The sequence below is a fragment of the Neorhizobium huautlense genome (assembly GCF_002968575.1).
Taxonomy (GTDB): Bacteria; Pseudomonadota; Alphaproteobacteria; order Rhizobiales; family Rhizobiaceae; genus Neorhizobium; species Neorhizobium huautlense.
Window position 1 is genome coordinate 22,118 of record NZ_PVBM01000001.1, and the last position, 18,384, is coordinate 40,501.

Annotated in this window: 19 protein-coding genes; 10 read left to right on the plus strand and 9 right to left on the minus strand. The window is 58.8% G+C overall.

Annotation, left to right across the window (positions count from 1 at the left end):
• Positions 1 to 135 precede the first annotated feature (135 nt).
• Positions 136 to 1,665 (plus strand): DEAD/DEAH box helicase, encoded by a 1,530-nt coding sequence (locus tag C5L12_RS00100; protein WP_105369987.1) that lies wholly within the window; start codon positions 136 to 138, stop codon positions 1,663 to 1,665.
• Between the two features lie 6 nt (positions 1,666 to 1,671).
• Entirely contained in the window at positions 1,672 to 2,097 is a 426-nt protein-coding gene (locus C5L12_RS00105; RefSeq protein ID WP_105369988.1) for an NUDIX domain-containing protein, read from the plus strand.
• Between the two features lie 48 nt (positions 2,098 to 2,145).
• On the opposite strand, the gene C5L12_RS00110 is transcribed toward C5L12_RS00105, so the two are convergent.
• The 7 genes from C5L12_RS00110 to C5L12_RS00140 are packed head-to-tail and all read right to left on the minus strand — an operon-like array spanning position 2,146 to position 7,851.
• Positions 2,146 to 2,472: a TfoX/Sxy family protein gene (locus tag C5L12_RS00110; protein ID WP_105369989.1), complete on the minus strand. Its 327-nt coding sequence runs from the start codon at positions 2,470 to 2,472 to the stop codon at positions 2,146 to 2,148.
• Positions 2,473 to 2,474: 2 nt separating this feature from the next.
• Entirely contained in the window at positions 2,475 to 4,109 is a 1,635-nt protein-coding gene (locus C5L12_RS00115; protein WP_105369990.1) for an NTP transferase domain-containing protein, read from the minus strand.
• A 6-nt stretch (positions 4,110 to 4,115) separates the two neighbouring features.
• Positions 4,116 to 4,811, minus strand: coding sequence for an XdhC family protein (locus tag C5L12_RS00120; protein WP_105369991.1), 696 nt, complete (start codon positions 4,809 to 4,811; stop codon positions 4,116 to 4,118).
• Positions 4,811 to 5,137: an XdhC family protein gene (locus C5L12_RS00125; RefSeq protein WP_105369992.1), complete on the minus strand. Its 327-nt coding sequence runs from the start codon at positions 5,135 to 5,137 to the stop codon at positions 4,811 to 4,813. Before C5L12_RS00125 ends, C5L12_RS00120 begins: the two co-directional genes overlap by 1 nt.
• Complete coding sequence (locus C5L12_RS00130; RefSeq protein ID WP_105370334.1) at positions 5,134 to 6,390, minus strand: vWA domain-containing protein; 1,257 nt, start codon at positions 6,388 to 6,390, stop codon at positions 5,134 to 5,136. The genes C5L12_RS00125 and C5L12_RS00130 overlap by 4 nt, the downstream gene beginning before the upstream one ends.
• 6 nt (positions 6,391 to 6,396) lie before the next feature.
• Positions 6,397 to 7,326: an AAA family ATPase gene (locus tag C5L12_RS00135; protein ID WP_105369993.1), complete on the minus strand. Its 930-nt coding sequence runs from the start codon at positions 7,324 to 7,326 to the stop codon at positions 6,397 to 6,399.
• Between the two features lie 24 nt (positions 7,327 to 7,350).
• The gene (locus tag C5L12_RS00140; protein WP_105369994.1) at positions 7,351 to 7,851 is read right to left on the minus strand and encodes a flavin reductase; all 501 of its coding nucleotides are present in this window, start codon (positions 7,849 to 7,851) and stop codon (positions 7,351 to 7,353) included.
• A 158-nt stretch (positions 7,852 to 8,009) separates the two neighbouring features.
• Between C5L12_RS00140 and C5L12_RS00145 the strand changes: the two genes are divergently transcribed.
• The 4 genes from C5L12_RS00145 (at position 8,010) to purB (ending at position 11,940) form a co-directional block, all read left to right on the plus strand.
• Positions 8,010 to 9,083, plus strand: coding sequence for an ABC transporter substrate-binding protein (locus tag C5L12_RS00145; protein WP_105369995.1), 1,074 nt, complete (start codon positions 8,010 to 8,012; stop codon positions 9,081 to 9,083).
• 59 nt (positions 9,084 to 9,142) lie between these two features.
• Entirely contained in the window at positions 9,143 to 9,820 is a 678-nt protein-coding gene (rpe, locus tag C5L12_RS00150; RefSeq protein ID WP_105369996.1) for a ribulose-phosphate 3-epimerase, read from the plus strand.
• Complete coding sequence (locus C5L12_RS00155; protein ID WP_157948968.1) at positions 9,820 to 10,554, plus strand: DUF2259 domain-containing protein; 735 nt, start codon at positions 9,820 to 9,822, stop codon at positions 10,552 to 10,554. The genes rpe and C5L12_RS00155 overlap by 1 nt, the downstream gene beginning before the upstream one ends.
• Before the next feature lie 84 nt (positions 10,555 to 10,638).
• Positions 10,639 to 11,940: an adenylosuccinate lyase gene (gene purB, locus C5L12_RS00160; RefSeq protein ID WP_105369998.1), complete on the plus strand. Its 1,302-nt coding sequence runs from the start codon at positions 10,639 to 10,641 to the stop codon at positions 11,938 to 11,940.
• Between the two features lie 58 nt (positions 11,941 to 11,998).
• Here purB and C5L12_RS00165 read toward each other — a convergent pair whose 3' ends face one another.
• Positions 11,999 to 12,814 carry a DUF2189 domain-containing protein gene (locus tag C5L12_RS00165; RefSeq protein WP_105369999.1) on the minus strand — a complete coding sequence of 272 codons (816 nt, stop codon included), beginning with the start codon at positions 12,812 to 12,814 and terminating at the stop codon, positions 11,999 to 12,001.
• 262 nt (positions 12,815 to 13,076) lie between these two features.
• Here C5L12_RS00165 and C5L12_RS00170 point away from each other — a divergent pair, with 262 nt between their 5' ends.
• Together C5L12_RS00170 and C5L12_RS00175 are read left to right on the plus strand one after the other, a co-directional pair.
• A complete protein-coding gene (locus C5L12_RS00170; RefSeq protein WP_105370000.1) occupies positions 13,077 to 13,631 on the plus strand; it encodes an RBBP9/YdeN family alpha/beta hydrolase in 555 nt (184 codons plus the stop codon).
• 179 nt (positions 13,632 to 13,810) lie between these two features.
• The gene (locus C5L12_RS00175) at positions 13,811 to 16,318 is read left to right on the plus strand and encodes a sensor domain-containing protein (protein WP_425350716.1); all 2,508 of its coding nucleotides are present in this window, start codon (positions 13,811 to 13,813) and stop codon (positions 16,316 to 16,318) included.
• Between the two features lie 94 nt (positions 16,319 to 16,412).
• On the opposite strand, the gene C5L12_RS00180 is transcribed toward C5L12_RS00175, so the two are convergent.
• Positions 16,413 to 16,727 (minus strand): DUF1476 domain-containing protein, encoded by a 315-nt coding sequence (locus C5L12_RS00180; protein ID WP_105370002.1) that lies wholly within the window; start codon positions 16,725 to 16,727, stop codon positions 16,413 to 16,415.
• Between the two features lie 569 nt (positions 16,728 to 17,296).
• Between C5L12_RS00180 and purC the strand changes: the two genes are divergently transcribed.
• Both purC and purS read left to right on the plus strand, forming a co-directional pair.
• Entirely contained in the window at positions 17,297 to 18,061 is a 765-nt protein-coding gene (gene purC, locus C5L12_RS00190; protein WP_105370004.1) for a phosphoribosylaminoimidazolesuccinocarboxamide synthase, read from the plus strand.
• Between the two features lie 17 nt (positions 18,062 to 18,078).
• Positions 18,079 to 18,321, plus strand: coding sequence for a phosphoribosylformylglycinamidine synthase subunit PurS (purS, locus tag C5L12_RS00195; protein ID WP_105370005.1), 243 nt, complete (start codon positions 18,079 to 18,081; stop codon positions 18,319 to 18,321).
• The last annotated feature ends 63 nt before the right edge of the window (positions 18,322 to 18,384 follow it).

Below are 18,384 nucleotides of genomic sequence, written 5' to 3' on the forward strand. Positions count from 1 at the left end.
ACCAATCCCCCAGCGGAATTCCCTGTTTTCCTTGACTTTCAGCGTTTTTGGTCCTATGTCGCGGACCAGTTGTCGGCTGTATTGCGCCGACTAGCACAGAGTTCGTACAGAACCGGAACGGAAACGTAATTCCCTTTGACCACATTCGCTGATCTTGGCCTGAGCCAGAAAGTCCTCTCCGCTGTCACTGACGCGGGTTACACCATCCCTACGCCGATCCAGGCCGGGGCAATCCCGCACGCCCTGCAGCGCCGTGACATTTGCGGTATAGCGCAGACCGGAACGGGAAAGACTGCCTCATTCGTTCTGCCGATGCTGACGCTTTTGGAAAAGGGCCGTGCCCGTGCCCGGATGCCGCGCACGCTGATCCTGGAGCCGACCCGTGAACTAGCAGCGCAGGTCGCAGAAAACTTCGACAAATACGGCAAGAATCATAAGCTCAATGTCGCACTGCTGATCGGTGGCGTCTCCTTCGAAGATCAGGACCGAAAGCTTGAGCGCGGCGCCGACGTCCTCATCTGCACGCCGGGCCGGCTTCTCGACCATTGCGAACGCGGAAAGCTTCTAATGACCGGCGTCGAGATTCTCGTGATCGACGAAGCCGACCGTATGCTCGACATGGGCTTCATCCCGGATATCGAGCGCATCGCCAAGATGATTCCCTTCACCCGGCAGACATTGTTCTTCTCCGCGACGATGCCGCCGGAGATCCAGAAGCTTGCCGATCGCTTCCTGCAAAATCCTGAGCGCATCGAGGTGGCCAAGCCGTCCACGACCGCCAAGACAGTGACGCAGCGGCTCGTCGCGTCGCATAACAAGGATTACGAGAAACGCGCCGTACTGCGCGATCTCGTCAAGGCGCAGGACGACCTGAAGAACGCGATCATCTTCTGCAATCGCAAGAAGGACGTCGCCGATCTCTTCCGTTCCCTTGAGCGGCACGGCTTCTCCGTAGGCGCGCTACATGGTGACATGGATCAGCGCTCACGGACGACCATGCTGGCAAATTTCAAGGACAACAATATCACGCTGCTCGTCGCCTCGGACGTCGCCGCACGTGGTCTGGATATTCCGGACGTCAGCCATGTCTTCAATTTCGATGTGCCGATTCATGCGGAAGACTATGTCCATCGCATCGGACGCACCGGTCGTGCCGGACGATCGGGCCGAGCCTTTACGATCGTCACCCGGTCGGACACCAAATATCTGGATGCGATCGAGAAACTGATCGGTGAAAAGATCGACTGGCTGAGCGGCGATCTGACTGCCCTGCCCGCTCCCATGGAAAGCCATGAGAATGATCGTGGCCGCAAAGGTCGCGATCGTGATAAGGAGCGCGGCCGCGGCCGAAGAAGCGATTCGGGGCGCGGCGATTCGAGTCACAAGGCTGACACGAAGATCCAGGATAATTCGATTGAAGCAGCCGAAGGGGCACTTGTGGAAGCTAGGGTAGAAAACGTGAAACCGGAACGCAAGGCAGACAGGAAGCCGCAGAACAATGGCGGCAACCGCAATACGCGGCCAAGCCCGGCACCCGCAAACGATGACAATCGCGAGCGCCGCCAGCGTTACCACCGGGACCACGATGATGGCCCGACGCCGATCGGCTTCGGCGACGATATCCCCGCATTCATGCTGATCGTGGCGAACGGCACCAAGGCTTAAACTTCGGTGGCAAGACCTGGTATTGATTTTCCTGGCGTCGGTGCAGGTCTCGTTATCCTGCGCGACGACGGAAGAGTCTTGCTCTGCCGGCGCATGAAGGCACCGGAAGCCGGTTTCTGGAACATCGTCGGCGGCAAAGTTGATCCGATGGAGCCGTCCTCCGATGCAGCGCGCCGCGAGGCGGAAGAAGAAACGGGCCTCAAAATCGGCAGTGTCGAGTTTCTCTGCATGGCTGAAGAGATTATCGAGGCGGACCGGCAGCATTGGGTCTCGCTGATCTATGTCACACGGGATTTTTACGGCGAACCGACTCTGACCGAACCGGACAAACTGTCTGAAATAGGCTGGTTCGATCCGAAGGATCCCCCACAGCCGCTTTCAGCGTTCTCTGCCAAGGCATTCTCGCACCTCGAAACGGCGCAAAAGCAATAGAGACAAGCCCGGCGGACCGAAACGCCCATGGCTAAAAGCGGACCAGCCTCAAGAGGTAGATTTTGCCCGCAATGCGGCTTCGAATGCGAGCCGCACCCATTTTTTCATTTCATCGGGATCGTCGAATGCCTCTTCGGGTATCGACCAATAAGGCATAGGTACGGCGGTACCTTTCTTGTTTTCGTATACCCACTGCCGCGCACCGGCTGCGGCGAACTCGGGACCGCTAACCTCGTCCGCCTTCAGCATGATCTCGTCGCGCAGGTCGATCGCAATGATCAGTCCCTGATGATAGATACCCTTGCCGCCGAACATACGGCGGATCGATACGGGGCCAAGCCCCTCAAACATCTCCTCGATCCCGGCATTGTCCATCCTTACCCCCTGAGAATACCGCCCGCTGCCGTCACCTCTTCCGGCGTATCCACATCGAGATGCGCCGCGGGGCCGATGTCGATATCGATGATGGGCAAGCCCGAGTTCTCAATGATGGCGCGCGCACCCACATCACCTTGAAGCTCCAGAACCGCCGCGTAGACCGCTCTCGGCAGTATAACCGGATTTCCTCGCTTCCCGCCGGACACCGACCGGATCACCACGTCGCCGCCGGACTCGCGAAACGCAGCGATCAGCATGCCCACGTGCTCGGCAGTCACGCCCGGCATGTCCGCCAGCATCACCAAGATACCGTCCTTCGATGCAAGTTCCGGGCTCGAGAAACCGGCGACCAGGGAGCTTGCAATACCGGATGCGTAATCTGGATTGAAACAGGCCGAGATATTCAGACCGGTCAGCGCCGTTTCCACGTCCTTGCGGCGATGGCCCGTAACGACGACGACGGGAGACGCCTGCGAACTCTGCAACATCGTCGCCGTGCGCCGTACCAGAGGTATACCATCGAACTCCGCCAGCAGCTTGTGAAGACCGGCATTCCCCATGCGCCGTGCCTGGCCTGCCGCCAGTAGCAGCGCACCCACCGACAGATCCGCCGTCTTTTTCACGACAGAATCGCGGGGGTTGGGGCGACTGGCGATTTCCATCAGCAGTCCGCCCACTCCCATGCCGGTGATATCGAACGACGTCACGGCCTCGCCCGCCATCAAGCGGCTCAACACCCAATCGAAACCGTTCTCTTTTGGAGAACGTGCGCAGCCGGGGGCACCAAGCACAGGCACATCCCCGATCCGGCCGAGCACGAGCAGATTGCCGGGATCGACCGGCATTCCGACGTGATGCACTTCTCCGCCGGCCCGGCGGATCGCGGCAGGTATCACGTCGTCTTTGTCTGCCACGGCGGAAGCGCCGAAAACGACAATCATAGCCGGCTCGCTCGTCTCTTGGGCCTTGATCTCCCGAAGAACCTCGGTCAGCCGCTCCGCTGAGTGTGGGATACGGATTTCCTTCGTCAGGCGGCTGCCGGATGTTGCAAGGCGCTGTTCCAGAAGTTTGGCCGTCCGATCCATGACCGACGTCTTCAGCGACGGAAGTTCTGTCGCGACCAATGTCACCGCGCGGGGATGGAAAACCTTCACTTGAAAAGGGATGGCTCCAGACAGCAGGGCAACGGCCTCCCCGACCCTGTCGCCGCTGACCGCCAGAGGAATGATCTTAACGGTCGCCACCATATCGCCTTCGCGGACCGTGACATGGTCGGCCAGACAGGCGAGCGTCATCGCCGGATCGATCCGGTTCAGTGCGTCGACTACGGTCTTGTCGGCGACGAAGAGACCATCCGCTTTGGCATAGATGTTCACCCGTCCCGTGGTGGCGTCGGAGAAACGCAGATTGTCGGGAACGATGGCATTGGCGATGGCGGCGGCTGCCTGATCTTCAAGCATGTCACCCGGATCGAGCCGCACGGCCACCACGGACGCTACGCCTTCCTGAGATAGCTTGGCTATATCCTCTTTGGACAGAATCCGTCCCTTTGAGATGCGGCCTGAAGGCAGTCGGATGCTGTGCGCCAGCACCACGCCTTCCGCTTCGTCGAGGTTGAAGGTTCCGTACTTCATTCCCGATCACCCATCAGTGACAAGATTGCGGCGGCGGAAGGCCTGGACGATCTGAGCGAGAGTGGCAAGGGCGATTTCCGCCGGGCTTGCGGCACCGATATCCAATCCGATCGGAGCGGCAATTCGGCCGATCTCTTCGTCCGTCCGTCCCATTTCCTTCAATCGCTCCACGCGTTTTGCATGCGTCTTGCGGCTCCCGAGCGCTCCTACATAGAAACAGCCGGCCCTGAGCCCCTCCGACAGAGGAAAGTCATCGATCTTCGGATCGTGCGTAACCGCGGCCAGAGCGGTATAGGCGTCGAGCGGCTGCTCCTTCAGCACGTCCTCCGGCCAATCGGCGACCAGTTCGACACCACCGAAACGCTCCTCCGTCGCAAACGCGGTACGCGGATCGATGATCGTCAGATCGTAGCCGGCTACCGGGGCCAAGCGGGCCAGCGCCTGGCTGATATGCACGGCTCCGATCACCACGATACGCGGCGGCGGCAGATGAACATTAAGGAAAAGCGCTCGCCCGTCCGTCTCCACTGTCGTCGCTTTGCCGCTTCGGAACGCCTTGGCGACCTCCTCACCGAGCGGACCTGGAACGGATTCGCCTTCCAGGATCAACCGCACCCCGCCGCCGGAAAGATCGGTTGCGACGACGGCAGCCTTGCGGGCCTGCCGAGCCGCGTTAAGCCTTGCGAGCGTTTGAAGCTCCATCAGGCAAGCCTTTCCACATAGACCTTGATCTTGCCTCCGCAGGAGAGCCCGACGCGCCAGGCGGTCTCGTCCGCTACCCCGAACTCGAGCATCTTCGGGACGCCTGACGTGATGACGTCGAGCGCTTCGGTAATGACGGCGCCTTCAACGCAACCGCCGGAGACCGAGCCTTCGAAATTGCCTTCGCCGTCGATGACCAGATGGCTGCCCGACGGGCGCGGCGCCGAACCCCATGTCTCGACCACGGTGGCGACGGCAACGTCGCGACCGCTTTCTCTCCAGGTCTGCGCGGTCAGCAATGGATCGAGAGTTTCAGATGCAGTCATGCGACCCTCCGTGAATGTATATAGCGGCGCGGATCCGCCGATTTCGTGTGGTCATCCGATAATGCGACGGCAAGATCGGCAATCGACTGCAGATTATGGGCGGCCCGGAATTCGTCCACATGCGGCAACATCGCACGAACACCCTGCGCCCTTGCCTCGAAACCCTCGAACCGCAACAGCGGATTGAGCCAGATCAGCCGCCGGCAGGAACGGTGCAGGCGATCCATTTCCTTTTCCAGTTCCTTCACGCCCTCTCGCTCAAGCCCATCGGTGATCAGCAGCACGACAGCCCCCTGGCCAAGCACCCGGCGCGACCAGAGGCGGTTGAATTCGGAAAGCGTCGCGCCGATCCGCGTGCCACCGGACCAGTCGCGCACGGCATCTGTACAGCCCGCAAGCGCCTCGTCCGGATCGCGGCGACGCATTTGCCGGGTTACATTGGTGAGCCGCGTACCGAACAGGAAGGTCTGAACCCGCGCCCGCCTTTCGGTAAGCGCATGCAGGAAATGCAGAAAGATGCGCGTATATTGGCTCATCGAGCCGGATATGTCGGCCAGCACCACAAGAGGCGGCGGTGCTTTCTTGCGTTGTCGAAAGCGCGGAAGGATGAGATCGCCCCCACTCCGCATCGCCTGGCGCATGCTGGCGCGTGGATCGATGGTGGGCGGCCGGTTTGATGAGCGGAAGCGCCGCGTCTTGACCTCGTCGAGCGGCAGGACCAGCCTAGTGAGTTCGCGGCGGGCCAGCGCCAGTTCGGTCGCCGTCATCTGGGCAAAATCCATGCGCTTCAGGATTTCGCTGCCGGAGGTGGTGAAGCGCGAGTCGATCTCGATCTCTGGAGGTGCCTTGCGCGTTGTGTCTTTCGGCTGATCGCCGGTCAGTGCATCACCGACTCGCGTCGCGGCCGCCTTCTGCTTTTCTCGCTCATGATGGTCAGGCACTCTGGGCGACATCATCGCAATCATCTTGCCCACGAGGTCGCGCGAGCGCCAGAATATCCGAAATGCCTCGTCAAAGACCGCCTGGTCCTCATGGCGCTTGACAAAAACAGCCGAGAGCGCGGCGTGAAATTCTTCACGGGAGCCAATACCGATTGCGTCTACCGCAACGATCGCGTCGGCAGCCGCGGCTGGGCCGGTCTTCAGACCGGCTCGACGGAGCACCCTGGAAAAATAGACGAGATTTTCGGCCAGCCGCCCATCCCCCACCGGTACGGGTGGAACGACGATGCCGTCCTGACTTCCGCTCGTCATCATGACCTACACCGCCGCCTGCAGTTCCGCCTTCACCTCGGCAAGAACCCGCTCACCTTCGCCACCCTTGATCCGCGCGATATCGTCCTGATATTTCAGGAGAGTGCCCAGCGTATCGGCAATCGTCTCCGGGTCGAGCGCGATCCGGTCAAGTTCCGTCAACGCCGTCGCCCAGTCGATGGTCTCCGCCACACCTGGGTTCTTGAAGAGATCGAGCGTTCTGAGTTTCTGGACATAGGCAACCACCTGGCGCGACAAGGTCTCGGCGCATTGCGGAACCTTGCGGCGGATGATCTCGAGTTCCTGCGCCGCGTCCGGGTAATCGACCCAGTGATAAAGACAGCGGCGTTTCAGCGCGTCATGAATTTCGCGGGTCCGATTGGTCGTGATGATGACAATGGGGGGCTCGGAGGCCTTGATCGTGCCAAGCTCGGGGATCGTCACCTGGAAATCGGACAGCACTTCCAGAAGGAACGCTTCGAAGGCCTCGTCGGTGCGGTCCAGTTCGTCGATCAGGAATACCGGGGCCGGTTGGCCGGGTCGACCAAGGGCCTGCAGCACCGGGCGACGAATGAGATGACGTTCTGAGAAGAGATCGGCCTCCAATCGCTCCCGGCTCTCGATGCCTGTCACCTCCGACAACCGGATATCCAGCATCTGCGCGGGATAGTTCCATTCGTAGACTGCCGAGGAAATGTCCAAGCCCTCGTAACACTGCAAGCGGATCAACGGCCTGCCGAGAGCTGTTGCAAGGGTTTTGGCGATCTCGGTCTTGCCGACGCCAGCCTCGCCTTCGAGAAAGAGCGGGCGCTTCATCTTGAGCGCCAGGAAGATCACCGTCGCAAGAGACCTGCCGGCAAGATAGTCACCGGCGGCAAGAAACGCGATTGTTTCATCGATCGAGGCGGGCAATGTGCCTGAAGTTCCGTCCGGCATGACTGTACCCCTTCAAACAGCGTTCTAAAGTGTTCGAAAGCCGCGGTCCAGATAGATGAGCGAGGATGCCTCCGGGCCGAAATGGACTGCTTTCACCTCACCGAACATAACAAAATGCGTAGAGGCCTGCTTGATCTCGGTAAGCCGGCAATCGAACGAGACAATGGCATCTGACAGAACCGGCGCCCCCGTGAAAAGGGTCTTCCAGCTTCCCAGCGAAAACCGCTCATCCGCCGGCACTCCGCTCAAACCGGCAAAGGCGGTCGCCAATCCCTGATGGTGAGCCGCCAGCGAATTCAGCGCAAATCTGCCGCTTTCGGCGAAGATTGCATTATTCGCATTGCTGCTGTTCAGACACACCAGCACACTTGGCGGATTGTCCGAAACCGAACAGGCGGCAGTCACGGTCACGCCGCGCCTGACCCCGTTGAACTCGGTGGTTACCACCTGAACATGGCCGGCATAACGCGCCATACCGTTGCGATAAAGGACGGGATCGAGAAAAGGCTGGTCCGTCAAAGGCATCTCCAGGGGCCACGTCCCTCATCACTCCCTTGATATGGTGACAAAAATACTTGATGTCCACGGGAGCAGCGGGTTTTTACATCCTATAGCCGATTCTCTTTGACGGCTGCGACGAGAAAGCTAAATGTGGCCCCCAACGGCAAGATCCAAGGAAAAGCATGACAGCACGACGTTTTGTTATCGCCGGAGTGCTAGCTTCGTTTCTGGGATGCGGATCGGCATCGGCTGCGGTGATCGGTGTCGTTGCCCCGCGTTCCGGCCCCTATGCTTCACTTGGAAATCAGATTTTTCAAGGCGCGCGCGCTGCCTCCGAAGCTACCGGGGATACGATCGTCGAGGTCGAGGAAAGCTGCGAGGAAAGCGGCGGCGCAAATGTGGCCCGGAGCCTCGCTGAGGCCAAGGCCGTAGCCGCGATAGGTTTCCTGTGCGTAGAGACCCTCACGACTGCGCTGCCGCAACTGAAGGCAGCGCGAATTCCAGCTATTAGCATTTCCGTCCGCTCAAAGATCCTGATGGAGGACACACTGCGCAATGGCTGGCCTTTTTATCGAATGGCGCCAGTTGAAGGTGATGAGGCGGAAAAGCTCTCCGAGATCATCCTCGGCCTATGGAAAGCGGAGCCGATTGCATTTGTCGAAGACGGCACCATCTATGGCCGCGAGCTTGCAAGTGCGATCCGCCAGAAGCTCGAACCGGCAGGCATAACACCGGTCTTTTCCGACACTTTTCGGCCCGGTCAGGAGCAACAGGTGGCGCTGGTGCGTCGTGTAGCAAAGGCCGGAGCAACCCGGGTCTTCGTCGGCGGCGACCGCAACGACGCAGCAATCATAGCCCGCGATGCCGCGTCGGAAAATCTTCAGCTTGCACTTATGGGTGGCGATGCCCTGAGGGCTGCAAACCGCCCGGTGCCGCTCCGCGAAGGCGTCCTCGCTGTCGCCCTTCCCGACTACGCCGCACTACCTTCCGCAGTTGCAGCCGTTGCGGCCTTGCAGGCGAAAAACATCGATCCGGACGGCTACATGCTGCCATCCTATGCCGCCGTGGAGCTTGCGCACGAGGCGGTTTCCATAGCGGCGAACCAGCCCCTGACTGGAGTTATAGGCAGGAGTTCATTCAACACCGCGATCGGTCCGATCGCCTTCGACGAAGGGCATGAACTGAAGGAAAATCCGTTCCGTCTGCTCGAATGGCGCGGGACATCTTTTGTTCTGGTTCATCCTGCGACCGAGTGACGATTGTCCCCCCAACCGGCTGATGCTAAGGGTCGCGAAAAACTTGGAGACCTCCGCTGATGACCCTGCCGATCCGCATAGCGCCGTCCATTCTCGCCGCCGATTTCTCAAAGCTCGGGCAAGAGGTGCGCGATGTCGTCGATGCGGGGGCCGATTGGGTCCATCTCGACGTCATGGACGGGCATTTCGTACCGAACATCTCGTTCGGACCTGATGTCATCAAGTCGCTGCGGTCCTACACATCGGCGTTCTTTGACTGCCATCTGATGATCTCTCCGGCCGACCCCTATCTCGAGGCGTTTGCCAAGGCAGGCTGTGACGGCATCACCGTCCATGCCGAAGCTGGCCCGCACCTGCATCGTTCGCTGCAGACGATCCGCGCCCTCGGGAAGAAGGTAGGCGTCACTCTCAATCCCGCGACACCACTCGCGGCGATGGAGAATGTTCTCGATGACGTCGATCTGATCTTGATCATGAGCGTCAACCCCGGCTTCGGTGGCCAGAAGTTCATCCCGGCAATGACCGAAAAGATACGCGCGGCCAAGGCCCTGATCGGCGACAGACCGATCGAGCTCGAAGTTGACGGTGGCATTACGGCCGAAACCATCGGCGCGGCGACGGCAGCCGGCGCCAATGTCTTCGTCGCAGGCTCCGCAGTTTACAAAGGCGACGGAATCACAGCCTATCGAGAGAATATTGCGCGGCTCAAGGCCGCCGCCGAGAATGGACGCGGATGATGTCTAGCTTGCGGTATTCGCTATTGGCATGTGCTGCAATGTTCTTTGCAGATACGACATCCGCGGCCGATATCGCGAGCATCCAGCCGATCGGCTTTTCTGCCGATGGCCACACATTTGCCTATGAAGAATACGGCATCCATGATGGATCCGGTTTTCCCTATGCGAATATCTATGTTCTCGATCTCACCAACGATACCTTTCTTCCCGGAACGCCGTTTCGAGTGCGTCTGGAGCAGGATGACGCGACAATTGCAAAGGCCCGCTGGCGTGTCCGCAACGACGCCGGAGCGGTGATCGAGAGCCACGAACTTGCCAATCATCCCGCAGAGTTTGTCGCTTTCAACCCGGCCACGGAGGTTGACGCAGATCCGCACCGGCTGCGTTACTTGAGCGTTGCGGCGCTCCCAGCGATCGGCAAGCCGAACACGCTCGTACTCGAGGAACTTCCGCAGCCTCTCGATCCGCGCTGCGAGGGCCTGATATCCCGGACCGTTGCATTTCGTCTTCGCTTTACTGAACGCGACGGAATGCCGACTGACGAGATTGTCCACGAAGATCGGCACATTCCTCTTTCTCGCAACTGTGTCAGCGGCTATCGGCTGGGTGGGATCGTCAATGGATCCTCAGGCGGAAGTACGCCCGTGGAAGTGGCTCTGGTCATGGTCTTGAGCGCCGGCTTCGAAGGGCAAGATGGACGCTGGATTGCCATCCCGCTGAATACGCCTCGCTGACTGTCTATCACCCGCCGGAAAACTTGAGCTCACGCCCGCTTCTTGCTACAGCGGCGCCAATACTCTTTTAGGAAACAGAAACCCATGATCCCGCGTTATTCCCGGCCCGAAATGGTCGCCATCTGGTCGCCCGAAACCAAATACCGCATCTGGTTCGAAATCGAGGCGCATGCTTGCGACGCTCTGGCCGCGATCGGCGTGATCCCCAAGTCGGCTGCTGAGACCATCTGGGAAAAAGGAGGCAAGGCGGAATTCGACGTCGCACGCATCGACGAGATCGAGGCGGTCACGAAACATGACGTCATCGCCTTTCTGACGCATCTTGCGGAGTTCGTGGGGCCTGACGGCCGTTTCGTGCATCAGGGCATGACATCTTCCGACGTCCTTGATACCTGCTTCAACGTACAACTCGTCCGCGCGACCGACCTGCTGCTTTCTGATATCGACAAGCTGCTTGAAGCGTTGAAACGCCGCGCATTCGAGCACAAGGACACGGTCACCATCGGCCGCAGCCACGGCATTCACGCAGAGCCCACGACCTTTGGCGTCAAGCTCGCCCAGGCCTATGCAGAATTCGACCGGAACAAGACCCGGCTCCTCGAAGCGCGCGATGAGATCGCTACTTGTGCGATATCTGGAGCAGTCGGCACCTTTGCCAATATCGATCCACGGGTGGAGGAACACGTCGCGGCGGCCATGGGGCTGAAGCCGGAGCCGGTTTCGACGCAGGTTATCCCACGCGATCGGCATGCCATGTATTTTGCCACCCTCGGCGTTATTGCGTCGTCGATCGAGCGCCTCGCAATCGAAATCCGTCACCTGCAACGTACGGAAGTCCTCGAAGCCGAAGAATATTTCTCCCCAGGTCAGAAGGGTTCTTCGGCAATGCCGCATAAACGCAATCCGGTGCTGACCGAGAACCTGACGGGTCTGGCCCGTATGGTCCGCTCCTATGCGCTGCCTGCGATGGAAAATGTGGCGCTGTGGCACGAGCGGGATATTTCCCACTCGTCCGTCGAGCGGATGATTGGACCGGATGCGACTGTTACGCTTGATTTCGCACTGGCGCGCATGACCAGCGTAATCGACAAGCTGCTCGTCTATCCCGAGAATATGATGAAGAATATGAACAAGTTCCGCGGGCTTGTTCATTCTCAAAGGGTGTTGCTTGCCCTTACGCAAGCTGGCGTTTCACGCGAGGATGCCTATCGCCTCGTGCAGCGCAACGCCATGAAGGTTTGGGAGGAAGGTAAGGACTTTCTGGAAGAGCTGCTCGGCGACGAGGAGGTCCGTGCGGCGCTCACCGAGGAGGATATCCGCGAAAAATTCGACCTCGGTTATCACACCAAACACGTGGATACGATCTTCAGCCGTGTCTTTGGCTGATAGCTAATAGCGCCTTTTGCAAAGCCCCTGGCCGCAGTTCCGCGACCAGGGGCTCTTTTCATCTTTGGGCCGGGACCGAAGGAGATACCACGAGCTTGCGATAAAGATGCCAGGTCGAATGACCGAGGATCGGCATGATGACCGCCAGCCCCGCGAAGATCGGGATCGTCCCGACCACCAGCAAGGCAGCGACGATCAGTCCCCACAGGGCGACCGGCACCGGATTGGCGATCGTCGCCCGCACGCTCGTGTCGATCGCAGCCGCCGCCCCGACGTCCCGGTCGAGCATCAGTGGAAACGCGACCACCGTCGTCGCCAGGACCACCACTGCGAAAAGGAAGCCAGCCAGGTTTCCCCACAATATCAGCGCCATGCCTTGAGGGGTCGTCATAACCTCATTGAAGAAAGCCGAGAACGAACTCGGCGGCACGTCGCCGAAATAGGCGGCGTAGATCGACTGTGCGACCAGGAGCCATGATATGAAAAGCACGAACAGGAAAAAGCCGACGGCCAGAATGGACGGCAACGCCGGCGATCGCAGCACACTGAAGGCGTGCCGCCACGAACTGTCTTCGCCATTTTCGCGCCGGCGGCTTATTTCATAGAGGCCGAGCGCCGCCACCGGTCCGAGCAGGGCAAAACCCGACATCAGGGGGAAAAGCAGGGGCAGCAGATTGGCACCCGCGCTCCAGGCCATCAGGAATACACCGGCGAGCGGGTAGATCAGACACAAGAACACGTAGTGCGAAGGCTTTTCGCGAAAATCGCTCCAGCCCATTCTGAGCGCGTCGGTGATGTCTGCAATCCCGATCTTTCGGATTGCCGGGCGCGCAAAACCGCTGTCCGCTCCGGCCATGATATGAAACGCCGTCATAAGGTTCTCCTCCTCAGCCTAGCTTTCCGCACGCTGCAGCATTTCGAGCCAAGAGGTGACCGCAGCGGCATTTACTCACATGAGAGCCCGCATGGGGAAACGGGATCAGAGGTGCACTAAACCGATCGACGAGCTATGTACGTCCGACGAAAAAGAGCCGACACGCTTCGCAAGGTAACCGGCGCCGATATTCTAGCAAAATTTTCCGCATATGTCGCCTCTCACTTGACTTCGATCATTTTGCTACTCAAATCGCGTTCTCATGAAAGCCTCTGAAGCCGATATCCTGATCATCCCGGGCTATACCAATTCCGGTCCCCACCATTGGCAGAGCCGCTGGGAGGCAAAGCTCAAGACAGCCCGACGCGTCGAACAAGCGGAATGGTCGAAGCCGGTGCGCGACGATTGGGTTGCTCGCGTTGCCGAAGAGGTGAACGCCTCAAGCCGTCCCGTGGTGCTGGTGGCCCATTCACTCGGAATCCCGTCTGTCATCCACGCAATTCCGCATTTCAGAAACACCATCGCGGGCGCTTTTTTCGTGGCTCCGCCTGAAGTCGACAATCCCGCCATACGGCCCAAACACCTGATGACTTTTGGTCCCTATCCGCGCGATCCTCTTCCCTTTCCTTCCTTGACTGTCGCCAGCCGCAACGACCCATTCGGCTCCTTCGAACACGCCGACGATATTGCCTCCGCGTGGGGTTCGCTGCTCGTTGATGCTGGCTATGCCGGTCATATCAACGCGGAGTCGGGCCACGGGCCGTGGCCGGAAGGAACAATGGTATTTGCCCAATTCCTGAGCCGCTTGAGACCTTAGGCGCGAATTGAATGAAGCCCTCCGGATTTCAGGTGCAGCAATTAGGACGGCAATCTTAAGTAGAATTTAATTGACTTTTGCTAACTTGCGCTCTCCCAAGCACCGAGCCAGGCAGCGCACAGATGCCGTCAAATGTTCTTTCAAGCCCTCTGAACTTCGGCAGCGGAGTTGATATCAGCGTGGTTGAAACGGTCTTTGAGGTTCTTCCCTTTGCGATGGCTGCAATCGATGACGCCGGTCTGCTGCTATTTGCCAACGCCTCGTTTCGAAGAGAATGGATCGGCGACAGTTGCCAACCGAGATTGTTCGCAGATCTTGTTCACACGCAGGACCGCTCGACCTTTAGCCAAAAGCTCGACGAGCTGGTCGCCTGTCTCACACCCCAAAGGCTGGAAGTCCGACTCGACAAATCCGAAGCTGCGAGCCGAGCTGCACTCGTCTCGTTGGCGCCACTCGCCACTGCCTTTAACGGACAGACAGTCATTGCCGTCCTCTTGTCGGATATTACCGAACAGAAGCGACACATCGAGGATCTCGCCGAACGCGAAAGTCGCTGGAACAATGCTCTTGTGAGTTCGGTCTCGGGTGTATGGGATCACAACTACGCCACCGGCCAGAAATACTACTCGCCCGTGTGGCGGCAGATCCGCGGAATGTCCCCCGACGATCCGCTTGCTGCGAGTACGCAGGCCTGGCTGGAACTGGTGCATCCGGACGATCGGGCTCATGTGGTTCATGCGATGGAACGCCAAAATGCGGGCGACCCAGACTTCGCCGTTTTTGAATATAGGGAGCTCCACAAACAGGGTCACTGGATATGGATCGAATGCCGGGGCGCATGCGTCGAATGGGACGCCCACGGCAATGCCACGCGCGTCGTCGGTACTGACACTGACATAAGCGCCCGCAAGGCAGCCGAAGAGGCTATGGCGCGCATGTCGCGCCGGCTGGATATGGCTTTGGAAATTTCAGGCATAGGCGTTTATGAATCCGACTTTGATACCGGCGAAGTCGACTGGGACGAGCGGATGTTCCGGATCTACGGACTGGAGAAAAGTGAGACCGTGGTGATCGGCGGACTATGGGAAAGCCTTCTTCACCCTGATGATGCCGAGCGCGTCCAGGCCAATGTTCGCAGACACATCGCCAGGCCCGAGCGCTTTTCCGACGAGTACAGGGTCGTCCTCCAGAACGGCTCAGAGCGTGTAATCCGCACCCGGACCATGCCATTCATCGATGGTAACGGTCACCAGAAGATGGTCGGGGCCAATTGGGATGTGACGGCCGACGTGATGCTGCATCGTGAGCTGGAACGCGCCAAAATGCTTGCCGAAGCCCGCAATCGCGATCTCGAAGCCGCCCGTAGCCGCATCGAACACAACGCGATGCACGACTATCTGACGGATCTGCCCAACAGGCGTTACCTGGATGAGATGCTGGACCACATGGCAGCGGAGTGCGGCCGCAACGGGCATGGCCTGGCTATCTTGCATATCGACCTCGACCGCTTCAAGCAAATCAACGACACGCTTGGCCACAGCGCCGGCGATGCGATGCTGAAACACGCCGCGACCGTCCTGAAAAACACTGTTCGTAAGGGTGATTTCGTGGCCCGCATCGGGGGCGATGAATTCGTCATCCTGTCAAACTTCCAGGGATCTCCGCGCAAGCTGTCCAATCTTGCGGAACGCATCATCAAGGAGCTACGCAAGCCTGTTTTATATGAAGGTCATGACTGCCGCTTCGGCGCGAGTGTCGGTATAGCTTGTGAAACAGGGCCCATATTCGACGCCCGCCACCTTCTTCTCAACGCCGATATCGCACTTTACCGCGCCAAGAACCAGGGCCGCAACCGTCATGAGTTTTTCTCTGCGGACACTCAGAACGAGATCATCAGCATCAAACGTCTGTCCGATGAAATTTTGCTAGGCCTCGAACGCAACGAATTCATCCCCTTCTACCAACCCCAATTCGATGCCACGACCCTTGAGATCGCCGGGGTGGAAACGCTCGCACGATGGATGCATCCGGAGCACGGGATGTTGTCGCCGGATAAATTTCTCGAAACCGCCGAAGAGTTGGATGCGGTGGCCTCGATCGACGCGATAATTCTCGACAAGGCGCTCGCGGATTTTCGCGCATGGCGGCGTGACGGCATCTCGATACCGAAACTCTCGGTCAACGTTTCCTACCGTCGGCTGCACGATCCGTCGCTGTCGCGAAAGCTGAAGAAGCTGAAGATCGAGCCCGGCACCGTCTCGTTCGAGCTGTTGGAATCGATATTCCTCGACGAGTGTGACGATCGCGTCCTGAAGAACCTGTCCCGGCTCAGGAAACTCGGCATCGATATCGATATCGACGATTTCGGCACGGGACATGCGTCAATCATCGGCCTCATTCGACTGTGCCCTCGGGCCCTGAAGATCGATCGCCAACTGGTACGTCTCGTCTCTCAATCGCAAGAGCAAAGAAAGCTCGTAGGTTCGATCATCGAAATCGGCAAGTCACTAAACATTCGAGTCATCGCCGAAGGCGTGGAGACACCCGAGCATATCCGGGTCCTGCGCGATCTCGGATGCGACGTTCTACAGGGCTACGCACTCGCAAGGCCGATGCCCGGGCCTGCGATTGCCGATTTCATTCGGTCGGACAAATGGCGAGCCCACGGCCCGAGCCCGCGATCTTGATAAGAAGACTTTGCGGCCACGGAATCTTCAGCCCAATAGCTCGAAGCCCCGCGCCCGATCGGCGCGGCTTTGTCTTCACCTCAATAAATGAGACTTACTGCTCTTCGATCTGCTTTACGGCATCAGCGAGCAGATCGATCATCTTCACCCGAATATCCTGGTCGGAGACGGAAATGCCGGCTGCATCGAAATCACCGCGAAGCTTGCGGAAAACATCCTCGTCACCCGCCTCTTCGAAATCGGCGACGACCACTTCCTTGGCATAGGCTTCCGCGTCCGCTTTGCCGAGCAGACCGGCAGCCCAAAGGCCGATGAGCTTGTTGCGGCGGGCGAGCGCCTTGAATTTCAGCTCCTGATCGTGGGCGAACTTGTTTTCGAAGGCTTTTTCGCGATCGCTGATGCCGCTCATTTCGGGTCTCCCAAGCTGGACTTTTGCCCTGCCCCCTTAATCAAAAGAGGAACGAAGCGCAATTGGCCGAGATCGATTCAGGCTCGTTGCAAGACGAAATCCCGATGCAAAATTGACAGAAACGAAACTCTTCCTGCACGGTACGGTCGTCGTCGCAGGTGATCCGTTATAAACGGCGGATGCGCTGCGCCGAAATCATGACGCAATTTGATGGCTATGTCCTCTGGAACTTTGTGGTCGAGGGTCAACAGGTAGGCGCGATTGACCGTACCGCTCTATTGAGAGGCGTTAACCGGCCAAGGCTCAATTCGGAGCGCGAAAAGCGTGCACCCCCGCTTTTCTTGTTTATTGCCGCCCTTTTTGCTCGGCATTGGCGATGGCTGAAATACAAGCTTCAGGAATCCCTGTACTCTGGCCGGCAGATGATTCCTGATAGTGCTTTACGCAAAACCTTCGCCCCATAAAGCTTTTGGAGGCCTGCATTGTGAAACGCTTTCTTTTCCGATAAGGGACCGCTCAAACATCATCCATCGCGCCCGCGAGCGGCGCCAACAACGAGACAAGAAACTATGAACCGTCGCCGCCGTATCTACGAAGGCAAGGCCAAGATCCTGTATGAAGGCCCTGAACCCGGCACGCTGATCCAATTCTTCAAGGACGATGCCACCGCTTTTAACAAAAAGAAGCATGACGTCATCGACGGCAAGGGCGTACTCAACAATCGTATCTCCGAGTACATCTTCACCCATCTGAACAAGATCGGCATTCCCACGCATTTCATCCGCCGGCTGAACATGCGCGAGCAGCTCATCAAGGAAGTGGAAATCATTCCCCTCGAGATCGTCGTGCGCAATGTTGCCGCCGGATCACTTTCGAGCAGGCTCGGTATCGAAGAGGGCACGGTCCTTCCCCGCTCGATCATCGAATTCTACTACAAGTCCGATGCGCTCGCCGATCCAATGGTTTCCGAAGAGCACATCACCGCATTCGGCTGGGCGAACCCCGCTGAACTGGACGATATCATGGCGCTTGCAATTCGCGTCAACGACTTCCTCTCCGGCCTGTTCCTCGGGGTCGGAATTCAGCTTGTCGACTTCAAGATCGAATGCGGCCGCCTCTTCGAAGGCGACATGATGCGCATCATCCTCGCCGATGAAATTTCGCCGGATAGCTGCCGCCTCTGGGACATCGAGACCAGGGAGAAGATGGACAAGGATCGTTTCCGCCGCGATATGGGCGGCCTTTTGGAAGCCTATTCGGAAGTAGCGCGCCGTCTCGGCATCATCAACGAAAACGAACCGATCCGGGGCACGGGTCCGGTTCTGGTCAAATAAATTCGGGGGTTAGATCAGTGATCAAGGCACGCGTGACGGTCACGCTGAAGAATGGCGTTCTGGACCCGCAGGGCAAGGCGATCGAAGGCGCACTCGGCAGTCTCGGGTTTGCCGGGGTAGGCCATGTGCGGCAGGGCAAGGTCTTCGACATCGAACTCGACGGTGCCGACAAGGCCAAAGCCGAGGCCGATCTGAAGGCCATGTGCGAAAAGCTCCTCGCCAATACGGTGATCGAAAACTACGCGATCTCCCTCGACTAAGACGCGGATTCGGCGCTGCAGGCGCCGGATCGATATCTGCAACTGCCTCGGAACCGGATACTT